Annotated in this window: 15 protein-coding genes and 3 pseudogenes; 9 read left to right on the top strand and 9 right to left on the bottom strand. The window is 70.2% G+C overall.

The window, feature by feature from the left end:
• Nucleotides 1-28 precede the first annotated feature (28 nt).
• The 3 genes from ACFYRX_RS12765 to ACFYRX_RS12755 all read right to left on the bottom strand — a co-directional run bounded on the left by ACFYRX_RS12765 (nt 29) and on the right by ACFYRX_RS12755 (nt 2,325).
• Nucleotides 29-526: a GNAT family N-acetyltransferase gene (locus ACFYRX_RS12765; protein ID WP_389098770.1), complete on the bottom strand. Its 498-nt coding sequence runs from the start codon at nt 524-526 to the stop codon at nt 29-31.
• A 45-nt stretch (nt 527-571) separates the two neighbouring features.
• The gene (locus ACFYRX_RS12760; protein ID WP_389098768.1) at nt 572-1,078 is read right to left on the bottom strand and encodes a sigma-70 family RNA polymerase sigma factor; all 507 of its coding nucleotides are present in this window, start codon (nt 1,076-1,078) and stop codon (nt 572-574) included.
• Between the two features lie 74 nt (nt 1,079-1,152).
• On the bottom strand, nt 1,153-2,325 hold the full coding sequence (locus ACFYRX_RS12755; protein ID WP_389098766.1) for a glycerophosphodiester phosphodiesterase: 1,173 nt from the start codon (nt 2,323-2,325) through the stop codon (nt 1,153-1,155).
• A gap of 371 nt (nt 2,326-2,696) precedes the next feature.
• On the opposite strand from ACFYRX_RS12755, the gene ACFYRX_RS12750 reads away from it, so the two are divergent.
• Nucleotides 2,697-3,368, top strand: coding sequence for a lysophospholipid acyltransferase family protein (locus tag ACFYRX_RS12750; RefSeq protein WP_389098764.1), 672 nt, complete (start codon nt 2,697-2,699; stop codon nt 3,366-3,368).
• 84 nt (nt 3,369-3,452) lie between these two features.
• On the opposite strand, the gene ACFYRX_RS12745 is transcribed toward ACFYRX_RS12750, so the two are convergent.
• From ACFYRX_RS12745 to argH, 4 genes are all read right to left on the bottom strand, one after another.
• Nucleotides 3,453-4,976, bottom strand: coding sequence for an MFS transporter (locus tag ACFYRX_RS12745; protein WP_389098762.1), 1,524 nt, complete (start codon nt 4,974-4,976; stop codon nt 3,453-3,455).
• Nucleotides 4,973-5,539, bottom strand: coding sequence for a TetR/AcrR family transcriptional regulator (locus ACFYRX_RS12740; protein ID WP_389098760.1), 567 nt, complete (start codon nt 5,537-5,539; stop codon nt 4,973-4,975). Before ACFYRX_RS12740 ends, ACFYRX_RS12745 begins: the two co-directional genes overlap by 4 nt.
• 82 nt (nt 5,540-5,621) lie before the next feature.
• On the bottom strand, nt 5,622-6,599 hold the full coding sequence (locus ACFYRX_RS12735; RefSeq protein WP_389098758.1) for an aldo/keto reductase: 978 nt from the start codon (nt 6,597-6,599) through the stop codon (nt 5,622-5,624).
• 103 nt (nt 6,600-6,702) lie between these two features.
• The gene (argH, locus tag ACFYRX_RS12730; protein WP_389098756.1) at nt 6,703-8,133 is read right to left on the bottom strand and encodes an argininosuccinate lyase; all 1,431 of its coding nucleotides are present in this window, start codon (nt 8,131-8,133) and stop codon (nt 6,703-6,705) included.
• A 200-nt stretch (nt 8,134-8,333) separates the two neighbouring features.
• On the opposite strand from argH, the gene ACFYRX_RS12725 reads away from it, so the two are divergent.
• The 3 genes from ACFYRX_RS12725 (at nt 8,334) to ACFYRX_RS12715 (ending at nt 10,695) form a co-directional block, all read left to right on the top strand.
• On the top strand, nt 8,334-9,230 hold the full coding sequence (locus tag ACFYRX_RS12725; protein ID WP_389098754.1) for a hypothetical protein: 897 nt from the start codon (nt 8,334-8,336) through the stop codon (nt 9,228-9,230).
• Between the two features lie 172 nt (nt 9,231-9,402).
• Nucleotides 9,403-9,990: a pyridoxamine 5'-phosphate oxidase family protein gene (locus tag ACFYRX_RS12720; RefSeq protein WP_389098752.1), complete on the top strand. Its 588-nt coding sequence runs from the start codon at nt 9,403-9,405 to the stop codon at nt 9,988-9,990.
• A gap of 9 nt (nt 9,991-9,999) precedes the next feature.
• Nucleotides 10,000-10,695 (top strand): L,D-transpeptidase, encoded by a 696-nt coding sequence (locus ACFYRX_RS12715; RefSeq protein WP_389099094.1) that lies wholly within the window; start codon nt 10,000-10,002, stop codon nt 10,693-10,695.
• Here ACFYRX_RS12715 and ACFYRX_RS12710 read toward each other — a convergent pair.
• Nucleotides 10,682-10,801, bottom strand: a pseudogene (locus ACFYRX_RS12710) (ATP-binding protein); the annotation flags it as partial. The gene ACFYRX_RS12715 and the pseudogene ACFYRX_RS12710 overlap by 14 nt on opposite strands.
• A 1-nt stretch (nt 10,802) precedes the next feature.
• Here ACFYRX_RS12710 and ACFYRX_RS12705 point away from each other — a divergent pair.
• From ACFYRX_RS12705 to ACFYRX_RS12685, 5 genes and pseudogenes are all read left to right on the top strand, one after another.
• A pseudogene (locus ACFYRX_RS12705) lies at nt 10,803-11,308 on the top strand (ferric reductase); the annotation flags it as partial.
• Nucleotides 11,309-11,327: 19 nt separating this feature from the next.
• Nucleotides 11,328-11,785: pseudogene (locus tag ACFYRX_RS12700) on the top strand (FMN-binding protein).
• Between the two features lie 77 nt (nt 11,786-11,862).
• Entirely contained in the window at nt 11,863-13,245 is a 1,383-nt protein-coding gene (locus ACFYRX_RS12695) for a ferric reductase-like transmembrane domain-containing protein (protein ID WP_389098750.1), read from the top strand.
• A gap of 29 nt (nt 13,246-13,274) precedes the next feature.
• Nucleotides 13,275-14,075, top strand: coding sequence for an FMN-binding protein (locus ACFYRX_RS12690; RefSeq protein WP_389098748.1), 801 nt, complete (start codon nt 13,275-13,277; stop codon nt 14,073-14,075).
• Nucleotides 14,068-14,868 carry an FAD:protein FMN transferase gene (locus ACFYRX_RS12685; protein WP_389098746.1) on the top strand — a complete coding sequence of 267 codons (801 nt, stop codon included), beginning with the start codon at nt 14,068-14,070 and terminating at the stop codon, nt 14,866-14,868. The genes ACFYRX_RS12690 and ACFYRX_RS12685 overlap by 8 nt, the downstream gene beginning before the upstream one ends.
• A 94-nt stretch (nt 14,869-14,962) precedes the next feature.
• Here the strand turns inward: ACFYRX_RS12685 and ACFYRX_RS12680 are convergent, their stop codons facing one another.
• On the bottom strand, nt 14,963-15,508 hold the full coding sequence (locus ACFYRX_RS12680) for an arginine repressor (RefSeq protein ID WP_389098744.1): 546 nt from the start codon (nt 15,506-15,508) through the stop codon (nt 14,963-14,965).

Here is a 15,508-nt window from a genome sequence, read left to right as displayed (position 1 = left end):
TCCGCGCAGTTCCCCGCGCCCCTAAAAACTATGCGGTTGCCGCATATGCGCCTGCGGGCTTCTCCAGGACGATCATCGGGACCCCGTCCGCGCCCTTCGAGGTACCCACCGTCTGGTAGCCGACCCGGCGGTAGAGGCGGAGGTTGCCCTCGCTGCGGTGGCCGGTGAAGAGGCGGAAGCTGGTGGCGCCGCGCTCGTCCGCGAGGGCGGACTCGGCCGCCCGGAGGAGACGGGCGCCGATCCCGTGGCCCTGGAGGCGGGGGTGGACGCAGAGTTTGCCGATGGCGGCCGAGCCGTCCTCGGTGACATGGCCGCGGACCGAGCCGACCACCTCTTCGCCGAGGCGGGCCACGAAGACGCAGTCCGAGGCCACCTCCCCGCGGACCGAGTCCAGACTCTGGACGAGCGGATCGATGCGGTAGTTGCCGTACAGTGCCGCCTCGCTCTGGAAGCACAGGTACTGCAGCCTGAAGATCTGCTCCGAGTCCTGCTCGGCCGCCGCAGAGATGGTCACGCTCATGCCCATGTGCGCACGCCTCCCGCTCACCTGATCGCCTGTTGTCCCCCACTCCTATCCCCGCGCACGGCGTGTCGCAACCTCCGGTGCGAGCAATCGGCGAAGACATCCCAGGCATCTGGAACGTTCCGGACCCAGACTGCCCTGTGAGATACCCAACTCGCCCGCGATCTCCCGGTAGGTGAGGTCTCTCGGGGACAGCAGGGCGGCCAGGAGGGAGGGGCATCGGCCGGGCAGCCGACGCACCGCGTCGTGCACGGCCCTGCGGCGGGCAGCGGCGAGGGTGAGCTGTTCGGGAGTGTGGTCGCCGTCGACCGCGGGCTCGGTGCCGTAGGGCCGTTCGAAGCGGGCCGTACGGCGGCTGCGGCGGGACTCCGAGCGGACGGCGCGGCGGAGCCAGCCAGGCGGATCCAGGGGCGGGCCCTGCGTCTCCAGGTGCTCGAGGAGCCGGAGCCAGACCGCCTGCTCCAGGTCGCCCGGTTCCGTACCGGTGGCATGTGCCTCGGCACTGGCCTCGGCGGTGAGCAGCGGGCGCAGGGTGGTGACCAAGTCGTGCGTCATATGCGGTACGACATGGCCGCCCGGGCTGCGGGTTGCCCGGGCGGCCGGAAGTCACCCCATCCGGGGCCGGGGACTCAGCTGTTGACGAAGTCGGCGCGGGCGAGGACGCCCGTGTCCGCGTTGTCGGTGAAGACGCCGTCGATGCCGGTGGCGAAGTACCTCTTGAAGGCGCCGAAGGCGTCTCCGTAGGCGTCCGCGTCCGTGCCCCTGCGGTACTCCGTGGGCAGGAACGGGTTCTCGTTGCGCATGGTGTACGGGTGCAGGATCAGCCCGACCTTGTGCGCGTCGGCGACCAGGGTCGTCTCCTTGTCGAGGCTGCCGTCGGCCTTCTTCGTGACGACCAGGTCGAGGGTCGGGCCGATGCCCTGGGCGTAACCGGCGATCTCCCTGAGGCCCTTGGGGGTGATCAGGTCGGCGACGGTGCGCGGGTCGCCCGTCTCTACGAAGTCCCAGGGGCGGGTGTTCGCGGCGGACAGGAGCACGACCAGGGGGTTGTCGACCAGCTTGTTCAGGCGCTGGATGCTGGTCGGCTCGAACGACTGCAGGATGACCGGGGAGTTCCGCCTGTCCTTGCCGTGCTTGTGCAGGAGCTTGGCGACCCGCTCCTCCAGACCCAGGCCCAGCTTGCGGAAGTAGGTGGGGTGCTTGGTCTCGGGGTAGATCCAGACCTGCTTGCCGCGCTTGCGGGTCTGCTCGTCCTGCCACTTCAGGACTTCCTCGAAGGTGGGGATCTCCCAGCGGCCGTTGTAGAGCGTGTTGTGCGGTCGGTTGGCCGGGATGCGCTCGATCGCGCGCAGCGTCTTGAGCTCGGCGAGCGTGAAGTCCTCGGTGAACCAGCCGGTGGTGGAGACGCCGTCGAGGACCTTCGTGGTCCTGCGGCCGGCGAACTCCGGATGGTCGGCGACGTCCGTGGTGCCGCCGATCTCCGGCTCGTGGCGGCAGACGAGGTGGCCGTCCCTGGTGGGGACGAGGTCGCCGGCCTCGACCACGTCGGCGCCCAGGTCGAGGGCGAGCTGGTAGGACCCGAAGGTGTGCTCGGGGCGGTAGCCGCTGGCGCCCCGGTGACCGATGATCGTCGGCACGGGCAGGCTCTTCAGTCCGCCCTTCCCATGTCCGGCGGACCCGGCCGCCCCGGCGGCTCTCGCCGTGCCGGACACCCCGAGGACCGCTCCCCCGGCGCCGAGCACCGCGGCCCCGAGGAGCGCCCGCCGCCCGGTGCCACCCGTCTGCTCGTCCTGCGTTCCCATGAGGACCCCTTCTGCCGTCGCCTCTTCAGTGCGCGCCGATCGTAGGTCCGCGTCCGTGACGGAGGGGAGACCTGCGGCGGAACACGCGGGTGACGTGGGATGTCGTATGGGAACAGATGTCTGACGAATCGTCGGCTTCAGGGCGCGAGGCCGGGGTACGCGACCGTCGGGGCGACCTCCGTCACATCGTTCCGCCCGGGTTTCCGGCACGCAACGGGAATGCGCCGCAGGTAAACGAGCGTCAACAGTGCGTAAGACCTCGGTGAACCCCGGGTACTCGATGTGCACGACCCCCCGAGCCGCGAGTAATGTCCTCACCTGCACAGACTCATACAGTTTTCCTGGCCGTTCTCTTTACACCGGAGGGCTCGTTGTCCCGCTTCGTGCTCATCAAGGCAGTGCTCGGACCGATCATGCGCCTGATGTTCCGCCCCCGGGTGGAGGGCGTGGAGCACATCCCGGGCGACGGCCCGGTGATCCTGGCCGGCAACCACCTGACCTTCATCGACTCGATGATCCTGCCGCTGGTGTGCGACCGGCAGGTGTTCTTCATCGGCAAGGACGAGTACGTCACCGGGAAGAGCCTCAAGGGCCGGCTGATGGCGTGGTTCTTCACCGGTGTCGGCATGATCCCGGTCGACCGTGACGGCGGTCGCGGCGGAGTCGCCGCGCTGATGACCGGGCGGCGGGTCCTCGAGGAGGGCAAGGTCTTCGGGATCTACCCCGAGGGGACCCGGTCGCCCGACGGCCGGCTGTACCGGGGGCGTACCGGGATCGCGCGGCTCACGCTGATGACGGGGGCGCCGGTGGTTCCCTTCGCGATGATCGGGACGGACAAGCTGCAGCCGGGGGGTGCGGGGATGCCCCGTCCCGGGCGGGTGACCGTGCGGTTCGGTGAGGCGATGGAGTTCTCCCGGTACGACGGGATGGGCCGGGACCGGTATGTGCTGCGGGCCGTGACGGACTCCGTGATGACCGAGGTCATGCGGTTGTCGGGGCAGGAGTACGTGGACATGTATGCGACCAAGGCGAAGGCTGCGTAGGTAGGGGTTCGTTGTCGGGTCCGGCGCCGTGGGGGCTGGTCGCGCCCGCGCGGCGGAGCCGCAAATCGATACAGCCCCGCGCCCCTAAAGGCCCTTGTCCAGCCGTTGGTTCTTCAGCATGAACCAGGCTGCTATTGCCGTTGCCAGCAGGACCGCTGCTCCTGCTCCCGCCGCGATGGCCAGGCCGTCGACGAAGGCATCCCGGGCTGACGACAGCAGTTCCTGAGCCGTGTTGGCCGGCATCCCGGACGCCGCCTCGACCGCGCCGCCCAGTGATTCGTGCGCCCCTGCCGGGGTTCCGGCCGGGGCTGCGAAGCCCCGGTACACGCCCGTCACGATCGAGCCCAGTACCGCGATGCCGAGCGCCGCGCCCAACTCGTACGCCGTCTCCGAGACCGCCGACGCCGCGCCCGCCTGTTCCTTCGGGACGCTCGACAGGATCACGTCCGCCGTCACCGTGAACGAGAAGCCGGCGCCCACGCCCACGATCAGCAGGGCGGCGCCCAGCATCGGGTAGCCCGTGGACTCGTCGAGCAGGGTCAGGGATGCCAGGGCCAGGCCGATGGCCGCGAGGCCTCCGGCGACCACCGCGCGTACCGAGTAGCGGCGGGCCACCGTGCCCGCGACCAGGCCCGCCACCACCGCGCCCACCGCCGCCGGGAGTTCGGCCAGGCCTGCCTCCAACGGCCGCCGTCCCTGCACGAGTTGCAGGTACTGGGAGAGGAAGAACACCAGGCCCGAGAGGCCGAGGATGGTCAGCAGGTCGGCCAGGACGGCGCCCGAGAAGCCGCGGTTGCGGAAGAGGCGCATGTCCAGGAGGGGTGCGGGCAGGGTGAGTTGGCGGCGGACGAAGGCGTACAGAGCCGTCGCGCCCAGGGCGCCCGCGGCGAGCGGCTCCCAGGTGACACCGTGTGCGGCGAACTCCTTGACGGCGTAGACCACCGCGATCATGCCCACCAGGGACAGCACGACGCTGCTCAGGTCCCAGGGTCCCGGGTTCGGGTTGCGGGACTCGGGGAGCATCCTGATGCCGACGACGACCAGGACCGCCATCACCGGCAGGTTGATCAGGAAGACCGAGCCCCACCAGAAGTGCTCGAGGAGGAACCCGCCGACGATGGGGCCGATCGCCGTACCGGCGGAGGCGGTGGCGCCCCAGATGCCGACGGCGAGGCTGCGTTCGCGCGGGTCGTGGAAGAGGTTGCGGATCAGGGCCAGGGTGGCGGGCATGAGGGTCGCTCCGGCGACGCCGAGCAGAGCCCGCGCCAGGATCATCGACTCCGGTGTCGTCGCGTAGGCGTTGAGCACGGATATCGCGCCGAACGCCGTCGCGCCGACGAGCAGGATCCGCTTGCGGCCGATGCGGTCGCCGAGGCTGCCCATCGACACCAGCAGGCCCGCGATGACGAACGAGTAGACGTCGCCGATCCACAGGAGCTGGGTGCCGCTCGGCCTGAGGTCCTCACTGATGTACGGGGTCGCGAGGCCGAGGACGGTCGCGTCGACGGCCACCAGCAGCACGGCGAGCACCAGGACGGACAGCGCGAGCCAACGGCCGGGACGCTTCACCGCCTCGGTCGCGGTCGCCAGCTGCAGGGTGCTGGTCATGATTCCTCTCCCGGTTGTGCGGAGTGACGTAGTGCGCCGCCGAGCAACAGCCCGACGGTCATGTGGTGGAAGTCCTTGGGGGCGCCCTTGCCGCTCTGGAGCATCCAGACAGCGGAGGCGAGCAGGCCGAACAGTGCCTCGGTGAGCCAGGCGGGCGTGAGGTCGATACGGAACTCGCCGTCCTGCTGTCCACGCCGGAACAGTGCGCCGATCCGGGCGTCGATCCTCGACCAGCCCTCGTTCTGCTCCGCGCCCTCGAACAGCTGGTTCTCGGTGTAGAGGAAGGCGAGGAGCCCGGCGGCCGGCTCGATCTCGCGGACGAGGCGCCGTACGGCATCGCTCGCCGGCCCCTCGTCCAGCTGTGCCGCGTCCACCGCGGCCTCGCACTCTCCGATCCCGAGCGCCTCCAGTGCCCGTACGAGCGCGTCGCGTCCGGCGAAGTGGCGGTGCAGTGTGGCCCGGCTGATCCCGGCGGCCCTGGCGACCTCGTCCATGGTCGCGGTGGATTTGCGGGTCAGCAGGGCCGCGGCATTGCGCAGCACGTGGTCACGATCGACAGCCATGAGACAACTATAACTCATGTGAGACATTGATGTCTCATCATGGGCGCAGGCGTCTCACCAGGAGACGTTGATCAGGGATGTGTCAGTGCCAGGGCAGCTGACCGCGCCGCCCCCAGTACGCCCGCGGTTCCTCCACCAGCTCCGCGAGCCGGGCCAGCTGCTCGTCGTCCAGGTCCACGACCGGCGCGTGCAGGTTGGAGGCGAGCTGGTTGACGGTGGCCGCTCCGGAGAGGACCACTCCGGCCCAGGGCTGACGAAGGACCAGCGCGAGGGCCACGGCGTCACAGCCCAGGGACGTCTGTGCCGCCACGGCCTTCAGGGCGTCCGGAGCGTGCGGCTCGGCGAGCCTGCCGTTGGCCATGCCCTCCTTGACGATCACCGTGAGGCCGGCGTCGTGGGCCTCGGCGAGCGCGGGTCCCGCCGAGGTCTCCAGGGCGTTGTAGGTCGACTGGACCGTACGGAAGAGGGGCTCGCCGTCGACCGTCACGGCGAGGGCGGCGCGAACGGCGTCGGCCTGGGCGGGGCCGCTGGTCGAGAAGCCGATGGTGGTGCCCTGGGCGGCCGCTTCCGCGAGCCTCGCGTGGAGTTCCTTGTCGGTGAGGGCCGGGCTGTCCGGGGTCACCGAGTGGATCTGGTAGAGGTCCAGGCGGTCGCCGAGCAGGTCGGCGGACTCGGCGCGCTGACGGTCGTACGTCCGGACGCCGTGGTCCTTGACCTCGTGCTGTTCGGCGTCGGTGGTCCAGTCGGCGGTGTAGGTGTAGCCCCACTTGCTGCCGATGACTACGTCGTTTCGGCCGGGGTTCTTGTGGAGCCAGTCCGCGAGGAACTCCTCGGAGCGGCCGTAGGAGCGGGCCACGTCGAAGTAGCGGACGCCCTGGGCGTAGGCGGCGTCGAGGAGTTCGTGGGTGCGAGCTCGCAGGGCGTCTACCGTGCGGGTTTCTGCCAAGCCGAGGTCATGATCTCGGCCGAGGTTGATGTAGCCGGGGCGGGCGATTGCGGCAAGGCCCAGGCCGATGTGGGAGGTGGGGGTGGTCGCTGTGGCGAGGCGGGCGAAGGGCATACCGACAACGTAGCTCGGGATGCCCTTCGCCTCAGGGGGTGGGTTGTGCGGTGGTTTGGCGGGTGCGGCGCCGTCGTGGCTGGTCGCGCAGTTCCCCGCGCCCCTAAAGGCCCTTGGCCTGAGCCCATTCGTGCTGTGAGGCCACGTTTGCCTTAACCTCCGCCAACTGGACCGCGACCGCGCTCGGGGCCGTACCGCCCCTGGCGTTGCGGGAGGCGAGCGCGCCCGGGACGTTGAGGACCGTACGGACCTCCGGGGTGAGGTGGGCGGAGATCTTCGCGAACTGGTCGTCCGTCAGGTCGCCGAGCTCCTTGCCCTCGGCCTCGGCCGCCTTGACGCACTCGCCGGCGACCTCGTGGGCGACACGGAAGGGGACGCCCTGCTTGACCAGCCACTCGGCGATGTCGGTGGCGAGGGAGAAGCCGGCCGGAGCCAGTTCCTCCATGCGGTCACGGTGGACCGTGAGGGTGGCCATCATGCCGGTGAAGGCGGGGAGCAGGACCTCCAGCTGGTCGCAGGAGTCGAAGACCGGCTCCTTGTCCTCCTGGAGGTCGCGGTTGTACGCCAGCGGGAGCGCCTTGAGGGTGGCCATGAGGCCCGTCAGGTTGCCGATCATCCGGCCGCTCTTGCCGCGCGCCAGCTCCGCGATGTCCGGGTTCTTCTTCTGCGGCATGATCGACGAGCCCGTCGAGAACCCGTCGTGCAGGGTCACGAAGGAGAACTCCTTCGTGTTCCAGATGATGATCTCCTCGGAGATGCGGGAGAGGTTCACACCGATCATCGCGGTGATGAAGGCGAACTCGGCGACGAAGTCACGGGAGGCCGTGCCGTCGATGGAGTTGCCGACGCTGCCGTGCTCGAAGCCGAGGTCCTTGGCGACCGCCTCCGGGTCGAGTCCCAGGGAGGAACCGGCCAGAGCGCCGGAGCCGTACGGCGAGACCGCCGTCCGCTCGTCCCACTGGCGCAGCCGCTCCGCGTCCCGGGACAGCGACTGGACGTGGGCCAGGACGTGGTGCGCGAACAGGACCGGCTGGGCGTGCTGGAGGTGGGTGCGGCCGGGCATCGCCACGTCCGGGTGGGCCTCCGCCAGCCCGATCAGGGCGTCCTGGAGATCGGCGATCAGGCCGCCGATGATCCGGGCGTGGTCCCGGAGGTACATGCGGAAGAGGGTCGCGATCTGGTCGTTGCGCGAGCGGCCGGCACGGAGCTTGCCGCCGAGGTCGGCGCCGACGCGCTCCAGCAGGCCCCGCTCCAGGGCGGTGTGGCAGTCCTCGTCCGCGATCGTGCCCACGAACTCGCCGGATTCCACGTCGACTTCGAGCTGGTCGAGTCCGGCGATCATGCGCTGGAGCTCGTCCTCGCTCAGGAGCCCCGCCTTGTGCAGCACGCGCGCGTGGGCACGCGAACCGGCGATGTCGTACGGGGCGAGCCGCCAGTCGAAGTGGACGGACGCGGACAGCTTGGCCAGGGCCTCGGCGGGACCGTCGGCGAAACGGCCGCCCCAGAGCCGGACGTCACCGCTGTTGCTGCTCACTTGCGTTGCTCCTCACCGCTGCACTCAAGGTCCTGCATGATTATGCAGAGTCCTGCATGATTCGTCAATCCGGATCGGGCGGCGGAGAATTTGCGGTCCCTTTGAACATCGGAAACCGCTTGCGCGTATTCCCCGCCGAACGCAGGCGCCGCGTTTGTAAACGAAGACCACTCACTCCCGATCCCGAGCGAGGCATCCGCATGTCCAGGGCTCTTCCGAAGTACAACAAGCGTCGCGTGGCGATCATCGGCGGCGCCGCCGCCGTGGCACTGACCGGGGCCATCGTGGCCGGTACCGCCCTCGCCGGGGAGTCCCCGAAGAGCAGCACCGCGACCGCCCGCACCCTGGCCGACCCCGGCACCATCACCTGCCCGGACGTAGCTTCCCAGCTGCCCGCGATCCCGGCCACCGCGCAGGCCGAGGTCGAGCGCAACCTGACCCTGCTCCAGACCCAGATCGATGAGGCCAACAAGCGGCTCGTCGACACGGTCGGCCAGGGCGGCGCCAACTTCGTCCAGAACGCCATCCTCGGCCCGCTGGAGGACAAGCGGATCGCCACGGTCAACCGCATCGCCACGGCGATCGGCCGCACCGCCGACAAGCCGCAGGGCCTGGACGCCCTGGCCCCGTGCACCCTCAACGCCGCCGGTGCGGCCGGCACGGGCGAGGAGGCGGCAGGCGGCGCCGAGGCCGGAGCCGGCGGGGAGGCCGAGGCCACGCCGAGCGAGGCGGCCTCGCAGGCGGCCGGCGCCGAGGACACCGGGAACGCGGAGGGCGCCGGTGACGCGGGCGCGGCCGCCGGAGCGGGTGCCATCTCCTGCCCCGACGTGGCCTCGCAGCTGCCCGCGATCCCGGCCACCGCGCAGGCCGAGGTAGACCGCAACCTGACGCTGCTGAACACACAGATCGCCGAGGCGAACAAGCGGCTCGTCGACACGGTCGGCCAGGGCGGTGCCAACTTCGTCCAGAATGCGATCCTCGGCCCGCTGGCCGACAAGCGGAAGTCGACCATCGACCGCATCGCCATCTCCATCGGCCGTACCGCGGAGAAGCCCCAGGGCCTCGACTCCCTGGCCGCCTGCACGCTCACCAAGTGACGTGACAGGCGCTGTGGCCGCCCCGTTTGAGCGCCGGCCGGGGCGGCCACGGGCGTCCGTCAGGGTCTCCACTCAAGTGGGCCCCCGAAAGTGGACACCCGAAAGTGGGCACCCGAATCCCTTAGGCAAATTCATTAGACAGGTGAAAGACTTTCCCTCATAATCGTTAGACATGGGAAAGACTTATGAGCGCATAGACGGCCGCCTCCGCACGTTCATCGAGGCGCAGCCCCTCTTCTTCACCGCGTCCGCCCCGCTGTCCGGCGACGGCACGGTCAACCTCTCCCCCAAGGGGCTGCGCGGTTCCTTCGCGATCCTCGACGAACTCACCCTGGCCTACCTCGACTTCGCGGGATCGAACGCCGAGACGGTGGCGCATCTGCGGGAGAACGGCCGGATCACCCTCATGTGGTGCGCGTTCCAGGGACCGCCGAACATCGTCCGGGTGCACGGGCGCGGTGAGCCGGTCTTCCGGGACGACCCGCGCTTCCGGGAACTGCTCACCCACTTCCCGGACATCGACCCGACCGAGCACGGACTGCGGGCGATCATCGTCGTGAGAGCCGAACTGATCCGCGACTCCTGCGGTTACGCGGTGCCGTACATGGCGTACGAGAGCGACCGCGAGCTGCACGCCAAGCGGTTCTCGCGCGAGGACGACGAGTCGCTCAGCGCGTACTTCACCAAGAAGGAACACATCGCCACCAGCCTGGACGGACTGCCCGGGCTGCCGTTGCCGCTGCCGCCCACTACGGTCTGAGCCATGCGAATGCGCTCCGCTGTTCTCGCCGTTCTCGTGTCGGCGCCGCTGGTCGCCGGTGCCGCTCCCGCCGCCCAGGCGCCGTTGCCCGCCCGGATGGCCGACACCGGGGGCGGCAGCCAGCTGATCACCGCCGTCGCCCCGCGGACCGATGCCACGCAGGGCACGCTGACCTGGTGGGATCTGCGGGGCGGCACATGGGTGAAGGCCGGTTCCGCGAAGGCCAGGTTCGGAGCGAAGGGGCTCGTGGAGGGCGCCTCGCGCAGGCAGAACACGAACACGACTCCGACGGGGCTGTACAGGATGCCGTACGCCTTCGGGATCAGCGCCGCGCCCGTCGGCACCCGATACAGGTACCGTGCCGTGAAGCCGAGTTCGTGGTGGTGCGAGGACAACGACTCGCCTGCGTACAACCGTTGGGTCCAGCCGCGTCCCGCGCACTGCCGGGCCGCGGAGTCCGAGCACCTGATCGCCTATCCGACGCAGTACGCGTACGCGCTCGTGATCGGGTTCAACTACGAGCGTCCCGTGCGCGGCCGGGGCGCCGGGATCTTTCTGCATGTCAACGGACGGGGAGCCACCGCCGGTTGTGTGTCGGTGCCTTCGGACGCCATGCGGAAAATCCTGGCCTGGGCCGATCCCTGGAGCAGGCCGCACATCGCGATCGGGACGACGGGCGGGCGTACGGCGATCACCGGCTACTGAGCCGGACGGTGAAGGTCGTCGATCCCGGCCGGCTCTCCATCGCCATGTCTCCCCCGTGCGCCTCCACCACCGCCGCCACGATCGACAGGCCGGGTCCCGCGCCGCCGCCATACTCCCTTTCGGCGCCGCCCCGTTCGGACCGCATGCGGATCACGGTCAAGGCGCTCGGCGACCACAGTGCGGCCGTGGCGCTGCTGCGGCCGGGCACGCGGGTGTGGGCGGAGGGGCCGTACGGCTCGCTGACCGGGGATCGGCGGACCTCGCCGAAGGCGCTCATGATCGGGGGCGGGGTCGGCATCACTCCGCTGCGGGCGCTGTTCGAGACGCTGCCTGGAGAGGTGACCCTCCTGTACCGGGCGCGCACGGTGCAGGACCTCGCGCTGGGCGGGGAGTTGGAGGCCGTCGCGCGGTGGCGGTGCACTACGCGCTCACCGGACCCGACGGACGGCGGCCGAGCATCACCGCCGCCTCGTTGCGGGCGGTCGTCCCCGACCTGGCAGGACATGACGTCCATATATGCGGTCCGCACGGCTTCGCCCGGGACCTGTACGAGGAGCTGCGCGCCGCCGGTGTCCCGGACCACCGGATCCACCACGAGTCGTTCGAACTCTGAGAGCCGGGAGGCCGTAGAAGTGCACGCGTTGAAGAAGAACCGCCCGCTGCGCCGGATCGTCCTGGCGAGCGCGGCCACCGTGTCCGGGATGGTGATGCTGCTGTCGCTGAAGCCGCACACGTCAGCGGCGGCCGCGCCGGCACTGCCCGCGCTCACGAGCAGTTCGAGCGCATCCAGCGGCTCCGCGTCGGCCACTTCTGGCACGAAGACTCTCACCGGCGACACGATCCCGACCCGCTGGGGGCCGGTCCAGGTCCGCAGCACGATCAAGGACAGCAGGCTCACCGAGGTCTAGGCGGTCACCTACCCGACGGACAACCCGCGGGACCACGAGATCAACAGCTACGCGATCCCCGGCTGCGCAGCGAGGCCCTCCAGGCCCAGAGCGCGGACATCGACACCGTCTCGGAGGCCACGTACACGAGCGACGGTTACCGCCAGTCACTCCAGTCCGCACTGGACTCCGCTCGCAGCTGAACACACTGGCGTCACGGCACGTATCCAAGGACCAAGGGACCACGCCCACCCCCCTTGCCGCCGTCCTCGGAGGAAACGTGACCACCACGCTCGCCAGCGGCCGCGCCGCCCGCCGTCAGACGATGCGCCGCATCCGCCCGCGCCGTTCCCCGGCGACCGTCCTGCTGATCGCCGTATGGGCGGGCGCGGTCGGCGTGTTGTGGCTGTGGTGGCACAACACGCCGTCCGTGGCCGACGACAACAGCAAGATCCTCAACGCGGGCCGGATCACCGGTCTGCTCGCCGGGTACCTGATGGCGCTCGTGGTGCTGCAGATGGCCCGGGTGCCCGCGCTGGAACGCCGGGTGGGCTCCGACCGGGTCGCCCGCTGGCACGCGATGACCGGCCGCTACACGCTCTGCCTGGTCATCGCCCACGTCTTCCTGATCATGTGGGGCTACGCCCTCCAGGCGGGCAAGGGTCTCGGCGACATCGTCCAGCAGACGATGGACTCCATCAACCAGCTGCCCGACATGGGCAAGGCGGCCATCGGCACCGGTCTGCTGTTCGTGATCGGGCTGATGTCGATCGGCGGGGTGCGCAAGAGGATCCCGTACGACACCTGGTACCACGTGCACCTGCTGACGTACGCGGCGGTCTTCCTGACCTTCTGGCACCAGCTGACCACGGGCAACGACTTCGCGGTCGAGCCGATCGCCAAGACCGTCTGGTACGCCCTGTACGGCTCGGTCACCGCACTCGTGATCTGGTACCGCATCCTCACGCCGATCCGGCTGAACCTGCGCCACCGGATGTACGTCGAGGCCGTCGTCGAGGAGACCCCCGGCGTGGTGTCGGTGCTGATCGGCGGGCGCAAGCTGCACCGGATGGGCGCTGAGGCGGGCCAGTTCTTCCGCTGGCGGTTCCTCGCGCCCGGCATGCGGTTCAGCTCGCACCCGTACTCGCTGTCGGCGGCGCCCCGGCCGGGGATGCTGCGGATCACGGTGAAGGCGATCGGCGACCACAGCGAACGGCTGCGCGAGCTGGTGCCCGGCACCAAGGTGTGGGCCGAGGGGCCGTACGGCGCCATGACCGCCCAGCGCCGCAGTCGCGGCAAGGTGCTGCTGGTGGCCGGCGGTGTCGGGATCACGCCGATGCGGGCCCTGTTCGAGACGCTGCCGGGCGCGGCCGGTGACATCACCCTGCTGTACCGGGCCAACACCACCCAGGACCTGGCCCTGTGGGACGAGCTCTCGGCCATCGCGGACGAGCGCGGCGCCCGGCTGATGTACGCGGTGAACAGCCCGGACGGGGAGCGCCCGGACATCTCCGCGGAGTCCTTGCAGCGCAAGCTCCCCGACATCGACAAGCACGACGTGTTCATGTGCGGGCCCAACGGTTTCGCGCAGTCCGTGTTCGAAGCACTGCGCGGCGCGGGCGTGCCTGCCCGCCGCATCCATCACGAGTCGTTCGAGATGTGAGCGACGGGAATCCAGGAGCTGTTGAAGCGATGAGGAAGTCTCACCCCGTCCGTCGAGTCGTGCTCGCGACCGCCGCCACCGTCTCCGGTGTCGTGCTGATGCTGTCGCTGAAGCCGTCCTCGGACCCGGCGTCCGCCCAGGCGGGCGGAACGATCCCGCAGCAGACTTCGGCGGCCCAGGAGTCGGCCCAGGGCGGCACCGGGGCGGCCGCCGGCAGTACGTTCACCGGCGACGTGGTCCAGACCCAGTACGGTCCCGTCCAGGTCCGTATCACCGTCAGCGGCACCAAGATCACCAAGTCCGAGGCGGTCCAGGCGCCCAAGGGCGGTACCAGCGACCAGAAGACGGCGCTGTCCGTCCCGAAGCTCAACCAGGACGTGGTCACCAAACAGAGCCCACAGGTCGACACGGTGTCCGGGGCCACCTACACCAGCGAGGGCTACAAGAAGTCCCTCCAGTCGGCGATCGACAAGGCGAACGCGGCCCCCGCCGCCCCCGCGGCCCCGGCGCAGCCGTCGGCCCAGCCCTCGCAGTCGGCGGGCGGCGGCGCGGCGGCCGCCAAGACGGTGACCGGTGCGGTCTCGCAGACCCAGTACGGCCCGGTCCAGGTCCGGATCACGGTCAGCGGCGGCAAGATCACCAAGGCCGAGGCGGTGCAGGCGCCCAAGGGCGGCACCAGCGACCAGAAGACCGCGCTGTCCGTCCCGAAGCTCAACCAGGAGGCCGTGGCGGCCGGCAGCGCGGACATCGACTCGGTGTCCGGGGCCACCTACACCAGCGAGGGCTACAAGAAGTCGCTCCAGTCGGCGCTGGACCAGGCCGGTGGCTGACACGGTGGCCGAGCCGGCGCAAGCTCCCGCCGCGGTACGTCACGCGGAAGAGACCATGGGGACGGTCTTCTCCTTCGACGTCCGCGGCGGGGAACCCCTCGCCGTGCAGACGGCACTGCGGGAGGCGGTGGCGGGACTGCACCGCGTGAACGAGGTGTTCAGCACCTACCGCGACGACAGCCAGGTCTCCCGCCTGGCCCGCGGCGAACTGACGGTCGCCGACTGCGATCCGGAGGTGGCCGAGATCCTCGAACTCGGCGCCGAGGCCGAGCGGTTGAGCGACGGCTGGTTCAGCATGCGCTACGAGGGCCGCCTCGACCCGACCGGCATCGTCAAGGGCTGGGCGGTGGAACGCGCGGCCCGCCACCTGGCTCTCGCCGGGGCGACCGGCGTGAGCGTCAACGGCGGCGGAGACGTACAGCTGTTGGGCGTACCGGGCCCTGAACGCCCGTGGCGCGTGGGCGTCTCGGACCCCCTGCGCCCGGGCGGCCTGGCGGCGGTGGTCTCGGCGGCGGGCGCGGCGGAGTTGGCGGTGGCGACCTCCGGCACGGCCGAAAGAGGCGCCCACATCGTCGACCCCCGCACGGGCCGCTCCGCGGTCACGGACCTGGTCGCGGTGACCGTGGTGGCCCCCACCGTGACCTGGGCGGACTGCTGGGCGACGGCGGCCTTCGCGATGGGTTCGAGGGAGGGCCTGGCCTGGCTGGAGGCGCTGCCGGACGTGGAGGCGTTGCTGATCACGGCGGGGGACGAGGTCAGGTGTACCGGGGGCCTGGCAGCTCGACTCGGGTGAGCGGGTTTCCCTAGGGGGGCGGGGCTGTGTCGATGTGCGGCTCCGCCGCGTGGGCGCGACCAGCCCCCACAGACCCGCGCCCAACAGACGACCGCTAGTGCCCGTTCTGCGCCAACCGCAACAAGTGCTCAGCCAGCGCCTGACCCCCCGTAGGGTTCCGGCTGATCAACATCAACGTGTCGTCACCGGCAATCGTCCCCAAGATGTCATGCAGCTCAGCCTGGTCAATGGCCGACGCCAGGAACTGCGCGGCCCCCGGAGGAGTCCGCAGCACCACAAGATTCGCCGAAGCCTCCGCGGAGATCAGCAGCTCCTGCGACAGCCGCCGCATCCGCTCCTCCTTCGCCGACTCCCCCAGCGGAACACGGGGCGTCCGGAAACCCCCCTCGCTCGGCACCGCGTAGATCAGGTCGCCCTCGTTGTTGCGGATCTTCACCGCGTTCAGCTCGTCGAGGTCCCGGGAGAGCGTCGCCTGCGTGACGCTCAGCCCGTCGTCGGCCAGCAGTTTCGCCAACTGGCTCTGCGAGCGCACCGGTTGCCGGTTGAGGATGTCCACGATCCGGCGGTGGCGCGCGGTACGCGTCTGCGGCACGGCAGGCCCGGCGGCGCCGTTCAGCTCGTGATCCTGCGCATGACTCAT

Origin of the sequence: Streptomyces sp. NPDC005374, from assembly GCF_042872225.1 — a bacterium.
Lineage (GTDB): Bacteria > Actinomycetota > Actinomycetes > Streptomycetales > Streptomycetaceae > Streptomyces.
Note: the sequence above shows the minus strand (reverse complement) of the source record. Positions and strands in the feature narration are given on the sequence as shown.